Raw genomic sequence first — 20,559 nt, 5'->3', positions numbered from 1 at the left:
TTAAAAAAAGATATGTTAGATTCGATTTCATCATGTTTTTTCTAAAAGCTGTATATTGCCGTTTGTATCAAGCCGGCTTTCGCTTGGCCCTGCCTTTTTTTCCGTACAGAGAACCGGAGATTATTCCGACCTGTTCCGGTTTGGATAAAGTATTTAAAAAAGAAAACCTTACATCAATCCTCATCGTAACCGACAGGGGAATCGTTGCAAACGGTTTAACGGAACCGCTTATACGGGTTCTAAAAGAAAACGGCATACGCTTTGCCGTGTACGATAAAACCGAAGCAAATCCGACGGTGTCCAATGTTGAAGAAGCGTTCAGCTTGTATAAAGACTCGGGCGCCCAAGGAATTATCGCCGTAGGAGGCGGCTCTCCGATGGACTGCGCAAAGGCTGTGGGAGCCAGAGCCGTGTATCCTAAAAAAAGCGTCGAAAAGATGAAGGGTATTCTCCGGGTACTGCGCCGCCTTCCTCCCCTTATTGCAGTTCCTACAACAGCCGGAACCGGAAGCGAAGTTACTCTTGCCGCGATTATCACCGATAAAGAAAAACACGATAAATACGCTCTGCTCAGTTTTCCGCTGATTCCCCGTTATGCAGTCCTTGATGCGGCATTAACCTATACCCTTCCGCCCCATATCACCTCTTCTACCGGAATCGACGCTCTCACCCATGCGGTAGAAGCCTACATCGGCCGTTCGACCACAAAGGAAACAAGGGCGCTTGCATTGGAAGCCGCACGGCTTGTTTTTGAAAATGTTGAAGCGGCATACAAAGACGGCTCAAATCACCGGGCAAGAGAAAATATGCTCCATGCGGCCCACAAGGCGGGGCTTGCGTTTTCAAAGTCTTATGTGGGCTACATCCACGCCGTCGCCCATTCCCTCGGCGGCTTTTACGGAACACCCCACGGCTTAGCCAATGCCGTAATCATGCCCTATGTTTTGGAAGCCTACGGTAAAACCGTTCACAAAAAATTGTATAAAATGGCCTTGGCATCCGGTATTTGTACGGAGCGGGATGGCCGGAAAAAAGGTGCCGAATTGTTTATACAAACGATAAAAGACTTGAATGCGCGTATGAACATTCCCGATAAAATTGCGGGCATAAAAGAAGCGGACATTCCGCTTTTGTCCCGCCATGCCGAAAAAGAAGCAAACCCGCTTTATCCCGTTCCTAAACTGATGACCCGAACCGAACTTGCAGCCTTTTATTATCAAATCGCGGGAAAATAAAGTAATTCCATCGCTTCTTTTTCTTCCCGCGCAATATTTTTTAATCTTTTTGAAACTTCCAAAACATAGCTTCTTTCTTGCGTTTCGGATATTTTCTCAAGGATGGAAATTATCTCCGCCCAATCCGATGCAATTCGGATGAATTTTAAATAGCCCCGCTCAATGATTTTGTCCCCCGTCAGTTCATAAGCTTCTTTCAAAAAGTCTCTGTATATGTTTCTGAAAATAGACCCCCCTGTTCCGGCTCGTTCCATCAACATCGCAGTAGTACCGAATTCTTCTTGAACATTCTTTGAATCGTCGTACCATTTGATAATGATATCGCTCGTTTTTTCTATGCCTTTGTATGCTAAATTTTTAATCGGCGGATTAAGATATATTTGAGCATTGTTTTTTATTGCAACCGTTACGGCGTCTTTAAGTGCGGGAATGTTTTTTTCTTTGTCGATGGTATAATACAGATTCTTTGAAGCCATCGCACCTTTTTCACTGCGCGCGGATTCCAAACTTTTAAGCGACGTACTCGTAACCGTTCCTTGCTGAGCCGTATCAACCAAGATTGCTTTTTCGTCATCATAGCCGATGATTGCAACATAGTGTCCCGCAAAATGGATCGGATTTGAAAAATATTCAAGATGATAGCAATCGAGTTTAAGTCCTACCGCCTGACCCTTATCCAATAATTTTTTCACTTCTTCCCATGCTTTTTTCTTTGAAGATGTTTCGTTCACAGTTAATTTCAAATTCAAGTTTTTGGCGATATTTTGTGTCAACAAATCCTGTTTAATGCGGCCCCCGATAAACGGAAAATCCATAGTCTTCATATTCCATATGATAAAACCCAAGCCCTCACCTAACCCGAAGATCATCGGTTCACTCAGTTCAATTCCAAGCTGATTTAAGAGAGTTCCTGTTGCGGTGGACTCGCAATGCTGTCCTATAAAAGGCTTAATATCCAATTTCATTTTTTCACTTCTCCCATTTCTTCATTTAACCATTCAAGTTCTGCCAAAATCAGCCTTTCGCTTAAGCCGAACAATCGTGCGGCGGAACGAGCAGCCGTGTTTTTTTCCTTTGCTTTCTCTTTAAGATTTATTAAATCCCGTTCTAACCGAATTTTCCTTTTGAGTAATGAATCCGCAACTTCAACACCATCTAATACGGTACTATTTGCCAGACCTGTCATAAGATGCGTATTTGCCGGCATCCGTTCTTCAATGCGTTTTTTTGTTTTTTCTCTCAGGACATTTAAGCCGAATTCCGTTATCGAATACTCTTTTTTCTCCTTTCCATTAGCATTTTTACCGGAAGCCAAGCCTTTCTTTTCAAGCTTATCAAGCACATAATATATTGATGAAAAACCTATGTCCGTCCACTTTCTCATACCTCGTGTTTCAATGATTTTTTCAATATTGTATCCATGCTCCGAATGCTCTGAAAGAATCCCTAATATCAATTCTTCCGTTAATGATGTTTTCATACCTGTATTCTAGCACTGGAATACAGGTATGTCAATCACAGATTTTCCTTTTTTTACCTTTCTTTTTACTTTGTACAATTTTCCGTCCGAATTTTCTTCAAATGAATATCATAGTCTAAGCCGCTGTCAATTATGCACAAAATCTCTTTAAAATCCCCCTTGCCTTCTTTTGTCGTTTTCACTCCATTCCCGCCGAATTGTTTTTTGCGATTCTAAACCCCAAATCATCGATTCTGAATTCCGGGAAAGTCTTCTTTCTTGAAGTAGCACCGCAGGCTCTTTCTTCGCTTGCAAAGCTCCCGCCTCTGAAAATACGATAGTTCCTGTATCGCTCTTCGTCGTATAAATCAAAACACCACTCCCAGACATTGCCGATCATATCGAAAAGCCCGAAGTCATTTTCCTTCTTCATCTTCACTTCATGGGATTGTCCGCCCGAATTTTCTTTGAACCATGCAATTTCATTGATATCGCCGTATCGATATCCTTTCGAGTTTCCTCTGCATGCATATTGCCATTGTGCATCTGTCGGCAGCCGAAATCCGTTTTTTGAATCATCAACCGTGATATATTCCGAAACAGGGTTCCACACATAAGATTTTTCCAATCCGAGCTTTTCGGAAAGTTTATTACAAAATTTGATAGCATCTATCCAACTTACATTTACCACAGGAAAAGCTTTTCTTTGAATATCACAGTCAGTCTCCATTACAAAATGGTACAGTTCATTGGTTACGGGGGTTTTAAGCAATAAAAATGATTGAACGGACACTGATTTTTGTCTAACAATTTTTTCTTTATTTGTTCCGGGAATGGACATTTTATAATCCGAACTCAGCCACTTAATCGGATCGACAAAATCCCTGATTAACTCATTCCCTTCAGGAATTACCGCCATATTTTCTTTTATATATTCGGTTAAATTCATTCTATATTTTCCAACCCAATTTGATTGATTCCTCTATATCGTATTATCGGCGAGATTTAGTATATCATAGTCTAAGCCGCTGTCAATGCGGGCTCTTGCTTTTTATTGTTTTGAAGTTTATACTAAATACAGTTTTGTATAAAGAACAACAAATAGCGTGAAGCGTAAAGAGCAGGCGGAAAAGTTCTGCCGGCGGAATGCGCTTCTTTAATCGGGGTGGGAAATCAATGGAAATTATTAAACGCACGGGGAAAAAAGAAGCCTTTAGAAGTATAAAAATTGCCGACGCAATGGCTGCAGCCTTTAAAAGCGTCGGAACAGACACCGGCGCGGTAGAGCGGTTAACCGCGGAAATTGAAGAAGAATTAAAACGGCTGCACGCGGCCGGAAACGAAATCCATATCGAAACGATACAGGATTTGGTCGAAAAAACCCTTATAAAGCACAATTATCCGGCCGAAGTTAAAAGTTTTATTTTGTACCGCGAAAGCCGGGCAAAAAAGCGCTCGGCGCGCAAAAGAATAACCGATACGTTTTCTTCCCTCGATTTGGACGGCGAATTAAAATCGGTTCAAAAAGATTTTCCCGAAGAAGAATATTCGCTCGACGCCTTGTATCACAAGTATTCGGCGTTCAAAAAAGAAGGCGTGTCCGACGCGGACGCTTTAAGCGCTCTTATCCGCGCGGCGGTTGAAATGACGACGCAGGAAGCGCCCCGCTGGGAATATATCGCATCGCGCTTTTTGATGGTTGAGTTCCGCATAAAACTGAAAGCTCATCTTGAGCGGCTCGGCATTCAAAGTTTTTATGAAAAAATCCGCTATTTAACGCAGGAAGGTTTGTACGGCTCGTATATTTCGGAACACTATTCGAAGGCCGAAATCGATTCGTTCGCTGAAACGATAGCAAGCTGCGATTCGGGAGAGGAAAACCGCAATTTTTTATTGACCTACAGTTCGCTCGATTTACTTATACGCCGCTATCTTATCCGCACGACGGCAAACGTGCCGCTTGAAACGCCGCAGGAAATGTTTATGGGAATCGCCATGCATTTGGCGATGAACGAAAAAACAGACAGAACCGGCTGGGTACTGCGTTTTTACCGCATGCTGAGTAAGCTGCAGGTAACCGTTGCAACGCCGACCTTGTCCAACGCGCGCAAGCCCTACCACCAGCTTTCGTCCTGCTTTATAGACACCGTCCCCGATTCGCTCGAAGGTATTTACCGCTCGATAAGCAATTTCGCTCAAGTATCGAAATTCGGCGGCGGTATGGGTCTGTATTTCGGTAAGGTACGCGCATCCGGTTCGGCTATCAGAGGTTTTCAAGGCGCGGCGGGCGGCGTTATCCGTTGGATAAAACTCGCAAACGATACGGCCGTCGCCGTAGACCAGCTGGGCGTGCGTCAAGGTTCGGTCGCCGTCTATCTCGACGTGTGGCACAGGGATATTCCCGAATTTTTACAGCTGCGCACAAATAACGGCGACGACAGGATGAAAGCGCACGACGTGTTTCCCGCAGTCTGCTATCCCGATTTGTTTTGGAAAACGGCAAAAGAAAATATAGACGCACAGTGGCATCTTTTGTGCCCCTACGAAGTGCTGCGCGTAAAAGGCTATGCGCTCGAAGATTTTTACGGTGAAGAATGGGAAAAGCGCTATATCGACTGCGTAAACGACAACCGCATTCACAAGCGGACGATTCCCGTTAAAGATCTTGTGCGCCTTATTTTAAAGTCGGCAGTCGAAACGGGAACGCCGTTCGCCTTTTTCCGCGATACGGTAAACCGCGCAAATCCGAACGCGCACAAAGGCATTATTTATTGCTCGAATTTATGTACGGAAATCGCGCAAAATATGAGCGGCATCGAATTCGTTACGCGCGAAGTAAAAGACGAAAACGGCGATACGCTTGTCGTCGAAACGACCGCGCCGGGCGATTTTGTCGTATGCAATCTTGCTTCGCTCGTGCTGGGCAATATCGACACGGATACGGAAGGCGAACTCGAACATATTACCGAATGTGCGGTGCGCGCCCTGGATAATGTTATCGACCTGAATTTTTACCCGCTTCCCTATGCCGAAATTACGAACAAACGCTACCGGTCGATCGGCCTCGGCGTGAGCGGCTACCACCACATTTTGGCAAAAAAAGGCATCGCATGGGAAAGCGAAGCGCACCTCGCCTTTGCCGACACGCTTTTTGAACGCATAAATAAAGCCGCCGTAAAAGCGAGCGCCGCGCTTGCCGCGGAAAAAGGATCTTACGCCTTTTTTGCCGGCTCCGATTGGCAAACGGGCGCATATTTTGAAAAACGCGGCTATACGGGAAGCGAATGGCGGACGATAAAAGAAAAAGCCGCGCAGGGAATGCGCAATGCATACATTATGGCCGTGGCGCCCACGAGTTCAACATCGATTATTGCCGGCACCACCGCCGGAACGGATCCGGTGATGAACCGTTATTTTTTGGAAGAAAAAAAAGGCAGCATTATGCCGCGCGTTGCCCCCGACTTAAATGCGCGCAGTTTTTGGCTGTATAAAAGCGCTCATACCGTCGATCAAAGCTGGTCGCTGCGCGCGGCGGGCGTACGGCAGCGGCACATAGATCAGGCGCAGTCGGTAAATCTGTACATTACCAATTCGTTTACGCTCAAACAAGTGCTGGACTTATACATTTTAGCCTGGGAAGCCGGCGTAAAATCGATTTACTATGTGCGCTCAAAATCGCTGGAAGTTGAAGAATGCGAATCGTGCGCGGGATAAGGTGAAAAAACGGGAGGTTTTTATGGAAAACAAAGATATTTACCGGCATTTGGCCAAAAAAGCAATCTTTAATGCCGATGGCGATACGGATGTATTGAGGCGGCGCATGATAGGCGGCAACACCACCAATTTGAACGACTTTAACAACATAAAATATGCATGGACAAGCGATTGGTACCGACAGGCGATGAACAATTTTTGGATTCCCGAAGAAATCAATTTACAAAACGACGTGCAGGAATACCGCCGCCTGACAAACGACGAGCGGAGTGCGTACGACAAAACGCTGTCGTTTTTAGTATTTTTGGACAGCGTTCAAACCGCAAACCTTCCCTCGATAAGCGAATACATTACGGCAAACGAAGTCAATCTGTGCTTGGCGATTCAAACGTATCAGGAAGCGATCCATTCGCAAAGCTACGGCTATATGCTCGACACCATCTGCAACCCATCCGAACGCAATGATATTTTATATCAGTGGAAAGACGACGAACACTTGCTTGCGCGCAACAGCTTTATCGGCGGTTTGTACAACGATTTTCAAAAAAATCAAAATCCGTATACGCTTGTGCGGACGGCGATTGCAAATTATATTTTGGAAGGCATCTATTTTTATTCGGGCTTTATGTTTTTTTACAACTTGGGGCGCAACGGAAAAATGAGCGGCTCCGTGCAGGAAATCCGCTATATAAACCGCGATGAAAATACGCATTTGTGGCTGTTCCGCTCCATTTTGCAGGAGCTGCAAAAGGAAGAGCCGGAACTGTTTACAAGCACCCTTACGGACGAATACCGCGCAATGATAAAAGAAGGCGCCGAACAGGAAATCAAATGGGGGCATTACGTTATCGGCGATAAGATTGCCGGCCTTACAAAAACCATGATCGGCGACTACATAAAATATTTGGCGAATTTGCGCTGTGCCAATTTGAAATTCGCGCCGGTATACGAAGGACACGAAGAAGAACCTGCGGCCACTTCGTGGATAAATCAGTACAGCAATGCGAACCTTATCAAAACCGACTTTTTTGAAGCAAAGTCGACCGCATATGCAAAATCGACCGCCCTTGTAGATGATTTGTAATTCGGCGATTTCCGTGTATAAACCTTGCTTTTTTTTGCAATACGCACTACGATGCAGGCAAGAATTATTTTTTAGGATGAAAAGATGAAAGGCGTATTCGATTTTACCGTTGATCAGCTGGGGCCGTGCAAGGTTCCTTCTCCCATTATGCTTTCGAAGGTGTACGGCGATTTTATCGCAAACTATGTAAAAGAAGACGATTTTATCCGCTATAATGTAGACGTTTACGACAACGTACTCGAAACGGAAGCCGAAGCGTACAATAACAATCTTATCCAAAAAGCGGGGCCGCGCGAATACATTTATTTTAATCCCAAACACGTAAACGCGGCCATCCTCACTTGCGGCGGTTTGTGCCCCGGACTGAACGACGTTATCCGCGCGATTGTGCGCTGTTTGTGGAACCGCTACGGCGTGCGCCGCATACGCGGCATACGGTTCGGCTTTCAGGGACTTTTTGCCGAATCGGGATTCGACCCGATCGATCTTAATCCCGACATCGTCGACGACATTCATAAATCGGGCGGTTCCTTTTTGGGAACAAGCCGCGGCGGCGGAAACCGCGTTGTCGAAATCGTCGACGCGATAGAAGCGCTCAATTTGAACATGGTCTTTATTATCGGCGGCGACGGAACGCAGCGCGGCGCTTTGGAAATCGCCGACGAAATCGGAAAGCGCGGTTTGAAAATTGCCGTTGTCGGCGTTCCGAAAACCGTAGACAACGACCTTGTGTTTATTCAAAAATCCTTCGGTTTCGATACGGCGGTAGAACAGGCCACGCAAACGGTTGCGGCCGCTCATATGGAAGCGCATTCGCAGATAAACGGCATCGGGCTCATAAAGCTTATGGGCCGCGAAGCGGGCTTTATCGCTTCGGCGACCGCCCTCGCCAGCCACGAAGCGAATTTTTGCCTTATTCCCGAAGTTCCGTTCCACTTGGACGGAGACGGCGGTTTTTTGGATTCGCTCGAACAGCGCATACAAAGACGCCGGCACGCCGTCGTGATTATTGCCGAAGGTGCGGGGCAGGAACTTTTAAAAACAAGCGACGCAAAAGACGCGTCCGGCAATAAAAAACTCGGCGACATAGGCGTTTTTTTGCGCGACAAAATCACCGAATACTTTGCCGCAAAAAAAATTCCCATCAATTTAAAATATATAGACCCCAGCTATCAAATCCGTTCGGCGCGCACAACCGCAACCGATTCGATCTATTGCGAACGCTTGGGCAACAACGCCGTTCATGCGGCAATGGCGGGCAAAACCAAATTGGTTATCGGGCTTGTTCACAATAAATACGTGCACATTCCGATCCGCTTGGTAACGAGCCGCAGAAACACCGTCGACCCGGAAGGCTCGCTGTGGCGCGACGTTATCGACGCGACCGGCCAGCCGATTCTTATGCTGAAAAACAAGGATTTCTTTTTGGCGCAAAGCGTAACCAAAAAGAAAGACGAATAACCTGCCGCCGGCAACGGAGCCGAAGGCTGCCGAGAACTTATGAAAAAGATTTTTAAAACAGTTGTGTTTTGTGCCTTTATTTGTGCGGCTTTTTTTATGCCGGCCAAGGCGGCGTACGCGCATCCGCACGTATTTATCGATACGGCGATTGAATTCGTGTGGCAGGGCAAAAAACTGCAGGGCGCCTATATCGAATGGACCTTTGACAAAATATTCAGCAATGAAATCATAAGCTGGCTTGACGCCGATCATAACGGAAAATTCAGCGATGCCGAAAGCGAAGCGGTGTACAACAATGCCTTTATCAATTTGCGCAATTATTATTTTTATACGTTTATCCGCCAAGGCACAAAACGCAGTAATCCGGAAAAAGTGAGCCGGTTTAAAGCGACGCAAAAAAACGGCATAATGACCTACCGCTTTTACGTTGATTTGTCGAAGTATACGGGAACGGAATTGTACTTTGCCGTCTACGATTACACGTATTTTTGTGACGTGCGCTATATTGAAGACGGCGGTATACGCCTGACCTACGATCCGGCTGTCGTCAATCCGACTTTTAAAATCATCGAAAACAAGGATTATCCGGTATTTTATGACCCGCTCAGTCCTGCAGCCGACACAAGCGTGTATTACCAATGGAAGCCCGGCTTGCAAACCTATTATCCGAAAGAAATCCTCCTTTCGTGGTAGCACTTTTTTCCCCGATACGCTAAAATTGGTGGAATAATCAAACCTTTTAGGAGGAGTCGGACGGATGAGCAAAATCGTCATTATCGGCGGAAATCACGCGGGAACCGCGGCCGTCAATACCGTGTTGGATAACTACAAAGGCAATAAGGTTGTCGTATTCGAGCGTAACGACAATGTAAGCTTTTTGGGCTGCGGCATGGCGCTGTGGATCGGCAATCAAATAGACGGTTCGGACGGACTTTTTTATTCCAGCAAACGGCAGATGGAACAAAAAGGCGCCGTCGTACATATGAAAACCGAAGTAACCGACATCGACTTCGATAAAAAAATCGTGCATGCAAAAGATTCCGAAGGCAATAAAATCGACGAATCCTACGACAAATTGATTTTGGCAACCGGCTCGAATCCGATTATTCCCGATTTACCCGGAAGTTCTTTGCGCAACATTCAGCGCGTAAAGCTGTTTCAGGATGCGCAGGACGTTATAAATAAACTCAAAACCGAAAACATCCGCAACGTTGCCGTCATCGGCGCAGGCTATATCGGCGTGGAACTTGCCGAAGCGTTTAAGCGCCACAACAAAAATACCACCCTCATCGACATCGCCGAAACCTGTCTGCCCGTATATTACGACGGCGAATTTACGGCGCTTATGAAAAAGAACCTCGAAGACAACGGCGTCAATTTAAAATTCGGCACCAAGGTTGAAGGCTTTGAAGGAAAGGACAAGGTTGAAAAGGTGCTGACTTCTACGGGAAGCGTGGACGCCGATATGGTTGTGTGGGCGGTCGGCTTCAGACCGAACACGGAACTCGGAAAGGGAAAACTGGACTGCTTTAGAAACGGCGCGTACATAGTCAACGAACGGCAGGAAACGAGCCGAAAAGATGTATTCGCAATCGGCGATTGCGCAACGGTAAAAGACAATGCCGTGTGTGCCGTCAATTACATAGCGCTTGCGACGAACGCGCTTCGTTCCGGCATTATCGCCGCGCACAACGCGTGCGGCGTAAAACTTGAGTCGCCCGGCGTTCAGGGCTCAAACGCGATTTCCATTTTCGGCTTACATATGATTTCAACCGGACTCACCTTGACAAAGGCGAAAGCGGCCGGCATAGACGCCGAATGTGCCGATTACGAGGATTTTCAGCGCGCGCTGTTTATGCGCACAAACGAAAAGGTAAAAATCCGTATCGTATTCGAAAAGAAAAGCCGGCGCATTATCGGCGCGCAGCTTGCCTCCCGGCTCGACGTATCGATGGGCATCCACTTGTTTTCGTTGGCCATTCAGGAAAAGGTTACGATCGACAAGTTAAAACTGCTCGATCTGTTTTTTTTGCCGCACTTTAACCAGCCGTACAATTATATTACAATGGCGGCTTTGCGCGCGCCGAACACATAGGCGGGAAAACGCCCCTGCGTTAGGTGCCGGCGGACGCTTTGTTTACCGGGCTTTACGGACGCAGCGTTTCGATGAGCGCATCGAATTCCGTTCTTTCCAGTTTTTCGATGCGGCCTTCATCGCAGGCGGCGGCAAAGGCGCTGTCCATCGGCAGCTTTACCGTAACCGGAATTGCGTGCTTTGAGGCAAGATTGTCGGCATTGCTCTTTCCGAACACTTCGATTTTTTCGCCGCAGTGCGGACACTGAACATAGCTCATGTTTTCAACCAGCGCCAAAACGGGAATATGCATCATATCGGCCATTTTTACGGCTTTTTCGACAATCATGCCGACAAGTTCTTGCGGACTTGCAACGACGATAATGCCGCCGATCGAAAGCGACTGAAACACCGTTAAAGGAACATCTCCCGTTCCCGGCGGCATATCGACAAACATGAGGTCGACGTCCTTCCAAATTACGTCCGTCCAAAACTGTTTGACCGCCCCGGCGATAATCGGGCCGCGCCACAACACGGGATCGGTTTCGTTTTCGAGCAAAAAGTTGATCGACATAACCTGAATGCCCTCCGCCGTCGTCGCCGGATAAATGCCGTTTTCGTCCCCTTCAACTTTTCCGTGCAAACCGAAAATGCGCGGAATGGACGGACCGGTAATATCGGCATCCAATACGGCCGCGTGCAAGCCTTTTTTTTGCGCGGCGCACGCCAATAACGAGGTAACAAGGGACTTACCCACGCCGCCCTTTCCGCTTACGACGCCGATAACCTTTTTGATGGAACTTTTGGGATGCGGCTTTTCGGAAAAATCCTGCCGCGCTCCGGCAGACTGTCCTGCCGCCTTGCCGCAGGAACTGCGCGCTTCGGCACTGCAGGAAGATGCCGAGGGACATCCTGAACAGGCGGAATTTTGCGATTGATTGTGTGTGTTATTTTCGTTCATATAATTAAGATACTTCTTTATGCCTTATCAGTCAATTTGTCTTTATTTTTTGCCGTCGTTGCGGTTTTTCCTCAAATGCCGCCTAAAATCGAATTCCGTCAGAAATCAATTTTCTCCATATTTGACTGGATTTTTCGCAAAAAAGCCGATACAATATATGTATATGAAAAGGAATTTTAAGAGCTTTGTTATTATATCGATTTTTCTCTTTGCCGCGGGAATACTCGCCTCGGCTCAAACTTATACGTGGACGGGTGGATACGGTAATTTTAAAAATCCGTCAAACTGGAGCCCGAACCTTCCCGCCGGCACAACGCCCGCCGCCTTCCCGGCCGGTACATATAAAATTCTTTCCCCCGGGCCTTGTTTTTTAACCGAAAATATTACCTTTGCGGGGCCGGCGCAGATTGAAGTAGGGTCGGAAATAAACGATGGAAAATTTCAGTTAGCCAACTACGCTTTGCGCGGGACGGTAACCGTAACCGTAAATAAAAAGGGAACGCTGGAACTTTCCGGTACGGATGAACATCGGAATCTGTTCAGTGGCGGAAAAATAATTCTAAAAACCGACTCTACTGTCGTATACTACGGCAATACCGGCAAAGATATTTGGCAGGGGGCGTATCAAAATCTTATTGTGAGAGGTCCCGTTCAAGCACAGTCTCTTACAGTGAATAAAACACTGAAGATAGAAAGGAACCCGCCTGCAGAAAATCCTCCGATACAAATTACGGCTCCTGTACAAACCTATAACGGCGACGTTACGGTATTGACGAATACCGAGTTTCGTGCGGCAACTTCCGTAACTTTCGGATGGTCGGTAACGGCGGTGGGGCGAAACCTGTCCTTTACCGGCGGCGGAGCGGTGAGTATGCAGGGAGTTACCGCCGGAACGGTGAGTGCGGCGGGCACGTCGATGCTTACGGTAAACGGAGCCGTTACTTTGAGCGGGGATTTAAAAGCAAAGAATTTGACTGTAAATACCGCAACTGTCTCTGCCGCAAAAATTGAAGTGAGCCAAGCGGCAACCGTAAGCACTGCCGCAACGATTACCGCACCGACACAAACGTATACAGGTAAAATAACTGCGAAAAATGGATCAGCCTATAAGAATATCATCTTCATTACCGGTTCCGCTACTGGAACCGGCTTAAAAACAAAGGACTTAACAGCCGGAAATATTACCGTAAACGGAAATTGGGACGCGGGAGATCATGATCATCCTGTAAATATTGAAGCAAACGGAGATATCGAAGTAACCGGAAACTTTTCTTCCGTACAAAGTACCGTTGAGGCAAAAAAAGTTTCAGGTTCCGGAGGGAACATTACTGTAAACACGGCAAATACGCAATGGAGATGCTGGGGCGACATAACTGCTGAAGGAAATATGATAATAAAGGATATGAAAGCCTCAGGCGGTACAATAAAGATACTTGGAAATCTGACTGCAGGTATTTTTCATTTTGCGGATTATGGTAAATTACTCTTTAGCGGGAGCGGTACAAAAACCATAAGTTTTACCAACCCTTCAGAAATCCGAGAATTAGAAATCGCTTCGGGTACAACCCTTAATCTTCTTTCAGATATAAAAATAACTCATAAACTTACAAATAATGGTACATTCGCCGCGGGAAATCATAGCGTAACCTTGACTAAAGCAAACAAGATAGATACCTTAGATCCGGATCCGATTCCCTCAGAGATCATCATTACCGGAACATCGGCTGAGACAAGCACTCAATTCAAAGATTTAGACTGTACCGATTCATATATAAAAACACTTACGATAAACGGAAAAATTTCTGTAGCCGGAGATTTGAAGCTGCAAGGACAATCGGCAACATCCTCTTTGACCGTTCAAGGCGATACCGGAAATCCTCATATCGCGCTTACATCTGCCAATTCGGCAAAGGGACAATTTCTTAAAGTCAAAACCAATATTCCTATTAGAGGCGGCACCTATACGGCAGAAGACAGTATACCTGATGGTTCGGATACCGATATACAAGCCGGAAAACCCGAAAACTGGATTTTTACAAATTATAACGGAGCTGTAAGCTGGTCGGGGAAAAAATCTAATGCTTGGGCTGACCATAGAAACTGGACACCCTATGTGATTCCGGGAAAAAATACAATTGTAACGATTCCTGTAGTAACAACGCAATATCCCAAACTTACAGCGAATGTAAAGGCAAAAACGATTACCCTTGCTCCCGGCGCCAAATTGGATTTAGCCGATTATGTTATAACCGATGATTCCGGCGACACAGGTTTTGCTCCGCTTGAAAACTTCGGAACGCTCAAAATGACGGGGACGAGCGGGCAAACGACCTGGCTGGGTAAAACCGCAGCCGACGATAAAATCACGCATAAGCCGGGATCGACGGTTGCCTATTACGGGACGACGAATAATGCTTTATGGGGCGGTCCGTACGAGAATTTGACCGTAGAAGAAAACCGAAAGAACATAAAGGTAACGTCGCCTTCTTTAAGGGTCGACGAAAAGTTTACCGTAAAAGCCGCCTCGGGCGACCACAGTTACGTTACGATTGAAGCGCCGAGGCAAACCTATATCGGCGATGCCGATATAGGCGCAAATACGACGTTTACTTCTTCACCTGAAATAAATTTTATACAGGCAGTGAATGCGACGGGGAAAAACCTTACTTTCAACGGCGGCGGTACGGTGAAAACGAAAAAGCTTTCTGCCGGAACGGTGAATGCCGAGAACGCGTCAAGTCTTACGGTAGAAGGCCCCGTCGTTTTAACCGGCGATTTAAAAACAAGGAAGTTGAACGTAAATACCGCAACAGTCACAGCCGCAAAAATCGAAGTACGTGAGGCGACAACGGTAAATACCGCTGCAACAATTACCGCTACCGCCGCCGGCCCCGCGACGCAAATCTATAACGGTACCGTAACGCTGAGTGCGGATACCGAATTTAAGGCGAAAACATCGCTTTTGTTTGCCGGCACTACCTCTCTTAGCAGCAGTACTTCTCCGAAAAAAGATGTTGAACTGAAAAGTCCCGTTGTGGAAATAAGGGGTGATGTTGACGTCAACAATGTAACGATTACAGATATCGATACCGCCACCAAAACCAAAACAATAACGACCGGCGGTACAATAACGGCGGCCGGTTTCTATGCTCAAGCGAGCGAAAAAATCATCCTGAAAGGTGCCGTAAAGCTCGGCGATAAATTTGTACAAACGGGCAATGCCGCCGTGCAAATCGGCGCTCCGATTACCGACGGGGCGGGAACGGGACTTCCTGCAAACGGAATTTCTTTTGAATCGAAAAACCTTTATCTTGTTGTTACGCCGCCGGCGACAACAACCTTTGACCCTTCGCCGAGCGCCGTAACCAAGCCTGACGACTGCAATATCTTTGTCGCAGGAGATCTTACGCTCAAAAACGAGTTAAAATGCGCAAATTTTGTGCTATTTAAAGGAACGGTTGCGTTCGCCCCTTCAAGCGGCGGCATTACCACGGAAGTAAACGGTACAAAGGGCGACATAGTGCTGTTCGGGCCGCAGTATAAAGCAAACGACACTACGGCCGATGGTGCCTCCGACCCGTCGGAAACAACGGGCTTGTTTACCTATAATCACAGCAGCCGAACAGGAAGCGCCAATGCCAACGGTTACAGCGCCGCCGCATCCTTGACGCTTCCGGCCGCACTTCCCGACGGAACGGCTTTGCCCAAAGAAACCGATACATCACCTTCTTTTTCGGGCACTTTCGCAAATCTTTCCGGTAAAACCCTCAAGGCCGGTAAAAATTTCTATGCAAACGGCATGAATTTGAGCGCACCATCTTGGACGCTTGATATTCCGAATAACGATGATGCAACACAGGCCTTTGCCGAAGCGTATTTTACAACGGTTTCGAATTGCAGCGTTTTGGGCGGCGGATTTGTTGCCGCGGCGGAGCGTTCTCCTACTGATACTATTACAAATTCTCCTGCATGGGGAAAGGATCGCTTGACTATTGTCGAAGCGTATACATATTCCGACGATACGATATATGTCCGCTTTAATATGGATGTTGAAAATTCGAAGGGGGAGATTGCTCGCGCAATTAACAGCGGAAATATAAAATTCAATAACGGCATGATACCTTTTAAAGAAGCGTTAGCTGTTACCGTTAGCGGCGGACAAAAAATACCGGGAGCAACGTTGCCGAACGGCGATGTGCACGAATTCTTTTTGCGCACGGACGGTAATCCAGCGCGACGTTGGAATACCGATGCAACGGGAATGTATGCAGGGTCAAATCAAAGCACCGACCGCGGCGGTGCGCAGCCGTATGCAAGCGCATCGGGAAAAGATCCCGTTCATCAAAACACAAAACCGAACCTGTGGATTCCGAAGGCAACTTCTTCAATTTATGCGGCCGTGCGCGATAAATATAAAAACCGCATTCGCCATTATGCTGTCGGTGATGCGGACACAAGCGGCGATAACGGCAAAATCTACGGCGATGTGAAAGACCACTGCCCGCCCGTTCTTGCCGCCGTCTATGTGGGGCAGGAAACGCACGTTCAAGCGCCCAATCCCGTAAATCAGCCCAAGTACGACGCGCACAATTTTATAGAATTCCGCTACTCAGAACCGGTATTTATAGACGGCATATCGGACAACCCCGATATTGCCACGGGCGCAAAGTATATTCGGGCAACCGATACGATCGGCAATATTGAAACGGGTTCGGGCGGGACCATTACCGCAGTTAAAGGTCTTGCGTCCTTTTCAAGCGGCAAACTTGTTACCGGCATAAGACCGGGGGCAACTTCGGGGTCAGTGCATGCCGTATACCGAACGGCGGCAATGAGGGTTACGACGCCCCTGCCGCCCGGCAGTCCTTCAGGAAGGGAATGTCGGGTGCGTGTTTCCGTTGCCGGCTGGGTCGAAGGTACCGTATCTGTGCCGATTGGCGGCTCATCGACTCCCGTTCACAATTGGGTCGGTTATATAACCCAATCGGAAACGCCGTCCGGTTCTGCAACGCCTTTGGATACGGCAAACATCAGAACTCGCAATACTCCGCCGCCTTTGGAACGGTGGGAAAAACTTGATGCACAATTTGTGCCTAAAATATACGCTTCGTCCGCCGTCGGACTGGCTGAAGTCAGCAGCTGGGACACCTCTCCGCCGGTGCTTGCCGTCGTTGCGAAGGAGTCGGCGGCTTGGAATACGGGAACTTCCGAAAAAGAAGCGGTTGCGTATTCGCCGTCTTCCCTCCTTGCCGACAGACTGGAATTCCACTTTTTCGACAACACGCCGGCCGCCCTTACCCCAAACAATTATTGGTGGAAAACGACAGAAGGATGGATGAACGGTTCTTCGCTCGTGGATGATTCCCGCTACGATTCGCGCGGCGGTTCCCGGTTTGCCGGAAGCGCCGCTACGACCGGCGGTATACGCGCCTGTACTATTGCAGACAGTATTGCCGCATTTGACTTTACGCATACAAAAGCGGAATACAATACCGTATTGCAAAATTTCAAAACTTCCGGAATGTACAGCCAAAAAGCGGAAAATGAAGCATTTTTTTACAATACGTCTTCGCCGCATCCGGATACGGACACGCTGTATTTACAGTTACGCATCGGAACTCCGGCTTTCCCGCTAACGGAATCCTTCGGCATAGCCTATACCGAGCGCGATTCGGCTCATCCGAACGGCGGTATTATAACCGACTTGGCGGGCAACAAAATGAAGTCTTTCGGAAATGCCGTTTCTTCTTTCGATTTCCCGCCGGAAATCGCTTTAACGGTCGCTCCGGTCGGTTCGAATAAAATGTATATACTGTTTTCCTGCCCCATCGATATAGAAGGCGAGTCGCTGCGCAAAATTCCCGCTAATCTTGTTATCGATTCAGGCTTGGAGGTCGATACCGGCGTTCCCGCCGTTGTCCGCACCGATACAAAGCGCGCAACGGGGCTTGTCGTTACGCTTAACCGGCCGGTGACGGGTTCCGATGTAATCGCTTTGCAAAAAAGAATCGAAATCTCCACTGCGCATTCTCCGATGGCGATAAAATCGAGAAAACACGGCTATCCCGCCGTTGCAGACCACGTACACAAACATGTAATCAGCGATTTTGCCGTAAACGTCGTGCGCCCCTTATTCGCCTACGACGAAAAAATGCTTGACGACGGAAGTGTCGGTTTTTCGTCGCAAAATTTGTACGGCGACGGAAGTTATGCAATGCGCGTATTTGACGGTTCGGGTACATCGGGCAATACCGTACACGAAAAAGAAGATATTACGATGAAAATCGCGGTTGAAAATGTTGACTCGGCACAAATACCTTCTTCTTTAGAAATGTTTATCGATAATATGCCGGATCCGGCTTCCGTTTCCGCCGAATTCAACGAACTTACCGGCTTGACCGGCCGCGTATGGCTGCCTTCGGCCCATCCCGTTTTGCCGACAATCAGTGCTGCCGGAAATACTCATGCCGCAGCGCTTAATCCGCAGTCTGTCGATCCGGGAACATACACATTCAAACTTATCAACAACCCGAGCACTCCCGGCAACTTAAACTATGCTGCGGGAAGCAGGGTCGGCTTTTTATTCCCGATGGCGGACAGCGGCGGAAACATTATCATGATGGATAATGACGGCGATGCTATCTCGCCGCCGAAGCCTGCGCCGACACCGCCGGTTCCCCTCTACGCCCTGCGCTTAAAAGACCCGAAGGATCCTGCGTCCATAGATTTGTGGTCGTTCGACATCGCGTCGGTAAAGCGGCAGGCGGGCGGCGCAAGTATTTTGAACAACGTTATCAACGTGAATACGGGCGAGCAAACCCTGATTAAGGTCGATACCGAACGGGCGGGCAGTTTAAGCGTTATCGTTATGACGCTTGACGGCGATGTGTTGAAGATTCTGCATTCCGGCCGCGTCGAAAAGGGCGAGCATATTTACAAGTGGGACGGCAGGAATGCAAACGGCGAGCCGGTTGCGCGCGGGCTGTATTTTATACGGATTGTCGGGCCGGACATCGACGAAACGCGCAAGGTAATGGCCGTGCGCGAATAAACCGCCGGAAAAACGGCGTGCCGAGCGGGCAGCAAAACGCCGCTCGGGGCGGCCTGCCGAAAAGAAGCCGGTCGGAAGTGAACCGGTTGCCCCTTGGCGACGGTCGCGTTAGTATAACTGTTGCTTTTTTTGCGAAAAAAGGCTATCTTTACCCCTGTGTTTCGAGGTTTTCGACGTGAACGGGAACTTTGAAGCACAGAGGATTTTCAGTGAATAAAAAATTATTGTGTTTACCGATAAGCTTGTTTTTATGCGCCGCGCTTTTTTCGCTGACCGTTGATGAAGCGGTCGATTACGCGCTTAAAAACAGCAAAACCCTGCAAAGCGCGGCCATAGATCTTGAAATAAAAACGCGCGCCAAAGATACCGCATGGAATTCGCTTGTACCTTCGGTTCAGGTAACCGGCACGCTTGCGCGCAGCAACAAAGTGCAAAATCCGATGCCCCCTCCCGGTGGCTGGAAAGAAGCCGACCACTGGAAGGCGGTGGGAAATATCGGCGTGTTGTTTATGTTTAACGCGGCTTTGGTGCAGGAAATACGGGCGGCAAAGGCCGATTTCGAAGCCGGCCTCATTACCTGGGAGCAAACGCGCGCCGACACCGAACGCAGCATACGTAAGCTGTTTTACGGCTTGCTTTTGCAGCAGGAAAGCGTCGCTTTGCAGCAAAAAATGCTTGCGAACGCTCAAATCCGTTCAAATCAGTCGGAAACGGGCTATAAAAACGGCCTCGTGTCGGAACTTGCCTTTTTACAGGCGCGTGTTGCCTACGAAAACCAAAAGCCGGCCGTCCTTAAAGCAGAGCAGGAATTTAAAAGTCAACTCGGCATGTTCGCCTTTTTACTCGGGCTTCCGCTCAATTCCGACATAAAACTGGAAGGTTCCATAGAACCGGTGTTTGCCGATTTTGACGCCGAAAAACTGATTGCCGACTATGTAAGCCGGAGAGCCGATGTACTTTTGCTGCAAAAGAACATTGAGCTTATGCGCATCCGGCTTTCGGCGATGAACCTGCAAATCTTTACGCCGTCCTTGTCGTTGAGTTACGGTTTTCAGCCGGTTGTTGCCGATATAACAAAAAACTGGTTCGACGATAAAAATTATGCCGACGGCGGTTCGTTCAGCGCATCTCTTGCGTGGAATTTAACCAATATGCTGCCGTTTTCGTCGACCCGACAGCAGGCAAAAACCTTGCAGGCAAATTTGCAAAAGACCGAAATTCAATATGCGACGCTTTTACAAAAGGGCGAAATGGAAATCCGCACTCTTACCGATAAACTCAAGCAAAGCCGCACGGTTATCGAGGCCGGAAAAAGCGGCAGCGATTTGGCGCAAAGGTCGTACGATATGACGCGGGAAGCCTACCGAAACGGAACCGCCGAACTTTTGTCGCTGCGCGACGCCGAAGCCCAGCTCATTCAGGCGCGCTTAAGCCTTGCAAGTGAAAAATACAACTACCTTTCAAATCTGCTCGATTTGGAATATGCCTTACAAACGAAATTAACACGTACCGGAGAATAA

At 47.8% G+C, this 20,559-nt stretch carries 12 protein-coding genes; 8 read left to right on the top strand and 4 right to left on the bottom strand.

Going from position 1 to position 20,559, the window contains the following annotated elements:
* Positions 1-62 precede the first annotated feature (62 nt).
* Positions 63-1,235 (top strand): iron-containing alcohol dehydrogenase, encoded by a 1,173-nt coding sequence (locus HMPREF9194_RS10425; RefSeq protein ID WP_245540739.1) that lies wholly within the window; start codon positions 63-65, stop codon positions 1,233-1,235.
* On the opposite strand, the gene HMPREF9194_RS10420 is transcribed toward HMPREF9194_RS10425, so the two are convergent.
* The 3 genes from HMPREF9194_RS10420 to HMPREF9194_RS10410 all read right to left on the bottom strand — a co-directional run bounded on the left by HMPREF9194_RS10420 (position 1,217) and on the right by HMPREF9194_RS10410 (position 3,643).
* Positions 1,217-2,200, bottom strand: coding sequence for a BtrH N-terminal domain-containing protein (locus HMPREF9194_RS10420; protein WP_016526338.1), 984 nt, complete (start codon positions 2,198-2,200; stop codon positions 1,217-1,219). The two genes, HMPREF9194_RS10425 and HMPREF9194_RS10420, sit on opposite strands and share 19 nt — an antisense overlap.
* Positions 2,197-2,715: a PadR family transcriptional regulator gene (locus HMPREF9194_RS10415; RefSeq protein WP_016526337.1), complete on the bottom strand. Its 519-nt coding sequence runs from the start codon at positions 2,713-2,715 to the stop codon at positions 2,197-2,199. The genes HMPREF9194_RS10420 and HMPREF9194_RS10415 overlap by 4 nt, the downstream gene beginning before the upstream one ends.
* A 178-nt stretch (positions 2,716-2,893) precedes the next feature.
* On the bottom strand, positions 2,894-3,643 hold the full coding sequence (locus HMPREF9194_RS10410) for a formylglycine-generating enzyme family protein (protein WP_016526336.1): 750 nt from the start codon (positions 3,641-3,643) through the stop codon (positions 2,894-2,896).
* A 227-nt stretch (positions 3,644-3,870) separates the two neighbouring features.
* Here HMPREF9194_RS10410 and HMPREF9194_RS10405 point away from each other — a divergent pair, with 227 nt between their 5' ends.
* From HMPREF9194_RS10405 to nox, 5 genes are all read left to right on the top strand, one after another.
* Complete coding sequence (locus HMPREF9194_RS10405) at positions 3,871-6,408, top strand: ribonucleoside-diphosphate reductase subunit alpha (protein ID WP_016526335.1); 2,538 nt, start codon at positions 3,871-3,873, stop codon at positions 6,406-6,408.
* A gap of 22 nt (positions 6,409-6,430) precedes the next feature.
* Positions 6,431-7,492 carry a ribonucleotide-diphosphate reductase subunit beta gene (locus HMPREF9194_RS10400; RefSeq protein WP_016526334.1) on the top strand — a complete coding sequence of 354 codons (1,062 nt, stop codon included), beginning with the start codon at positions 6,431-6,433 and terminating at the stop codon, positions 7,490-7,492.
* 84 nt (positions 7,493-7,576) lie between these two features.
* On the top strand, positions 7,577-8,953 hold the full coding sequence (locus tag HMPREF9194_RS10395) for an ATP-dependent 6-phosphofructokinase (protein ID WP_016526333.1): 1,377 nt from the start codon (positions 7,577-7,579) through the stop codon (positions 8,951-8,953).
* Between the two features lie 39 nt (positions 8,954-8,992).
* Positions 8,993-9,646, top strand: coding sequence for a DUF1007 family protein (locus tag HMPREF9194_RS10390; protein WP_016526332.1), 654 nt, complete (start codon positions 8,993-8,995; stop codon positions 9,644-9,646).
* 64 nt (positions 9,647-9,710) lie between these two features.
* Entirely contained in the window at positions 9,711-11,048 is a 1,338-nt protein-coding gene (gene nox / locus HMPREF9194_RS10385) for a H2O-forming NADH oxidase (protein WP_016526331.1), read from the top strand.
* Positions 11,049-11,100: 52 nt separating this feature from the next.
* On the opposite strand, the gene HMPREF9194_RS10380 is transcribed toward nox, so the two are convergent.
* Positions 11,101-11,988, bottom strand: coding sequence for an Mrp/NBP35 family ATP-binding protein (locus HMPREF9194_RS10380; RefSeq protein WP_016526330.1), 888 nt, complete (start codon positions 11,986-11,988; stop codon positions 11,101-11,103).
* 163 nt (positions 11,989-12,151) lie between these two features.
* Here HMPREF9194_RS10380 and HMPREF9194_RS10370 point away from each other — a divergent pair, with 163 nt between their 5' ends.
* Together HMPREF9194_RS10370 and HMPREF9194_RS10365 are read left to right on the top strand one after the other, a co-directional pair.
* Positions 12,152-19,039, top strand: coding sequence for a FlgD immunoglobulin-like domain containing protein (locus tag HMPREF9194_RS10370; RefSeq protein WP_169558734.1), 6,888 nt, complete (start codon positions 12,152-12,154; stop codon positions 19,037-19,039).
* A 209-nt stretch (positions 19,040-19,248) separates the two neighbouring features.
* Entirely contained in the window at positions 19,249-20,559 is a 1,311-nt protein-coding gene (locus HMPREF9194_RS10365; protein ID WP_016526328.1) for a TolC family protein, read from the top strand.

Origin of the sequence: Treponema maltophilum ATCC 51939 (assembly GCF_000413055.1) — a bacterium.
Lineage (GTDB): Bacteria > Spirochaetota > Spirochaetia > Treponematales > Treponemataceae > Treponema_C > Treponema_C maltophilum.
The sequence above is the reverse complement of the archived record's forward strand: the minus strand, read 5'-3'. Positions and strand labels throughout refer to the sequence as shown.

Bases quoted from the DNA above. Each gene is read 5' to 3' on its own strand.
- HMPREF9194_RS10420 (WP_016526338.1), bottom strand. From the start codon at position 2,200: ATGAAATTGGATATTAAGCCTTTTATAGGACAGCATTGCGAGTCCACC.
- HMPREF9194_RS10415 (WP_016526337.1), bottom strand. From the start codon at position 2,715: ATGAAAACATCATTAACGGAAGAATTGATATTAGGGATTCTTTCAGAG.
- HMPREF9194_RS10410 (WP_016526336.1), bottom strand. From the start codon at position 3,643: ATGAATTTAACCGAATATATAAAAGAAAATATGGCGGTAATTCCTGAA.
- HMPREF9194_RS10405 (WP_016526335.1), top strand. From the start codon at position 3,871: ATGGAAATTATTAAACGCACGGGGAAAAAAGAAGCCTTTAGAAGTATA.
- HMPREF9194_RS10400 (WP_016526334.1), top strand. From the start codon at position 6,431: ATGGAAAACAAAGATATTTACCGGCATTTGGCCAAAAAAGCAATCTTT.
- HMPREF9194_RS10395 (WP_016526333.1), top strand. From the start codon at position 7,577: ATGAAAGGCGTATTCGATTTTACCGTTGATCAGCTGGGGCCGTGCAAG.
- HMPREF9194_RS10390 (WP_016526332.1), top strand. From the start codon at position 8,993: ATGAAAAAGATTTTTAAAACAGTTGTGTTTTGTGCCTTTATTTGTGCG.
- nox (WP_016526331.1), top strand. From the start codon at position 9,711: ATGAGCAAAATCGTCATTATCGGCGGAAATCACGCGGGAACCGCGGCC.
- HMPREF9194_RS10380 (WP_016526330.1), bottom strand. From the start codon at position 11,988: ATGAACGAAAATAACACACACAATCAATCGCAAAATTCCGCCTGTTCA.
- HMPREF9194_RS10370 (WP_169558734.1), top strand. From the start codon at position 12,152: ATGAAAAGGAATTTTAAGAGCTTTGTTATTATATCGATTTTTCTCTTT.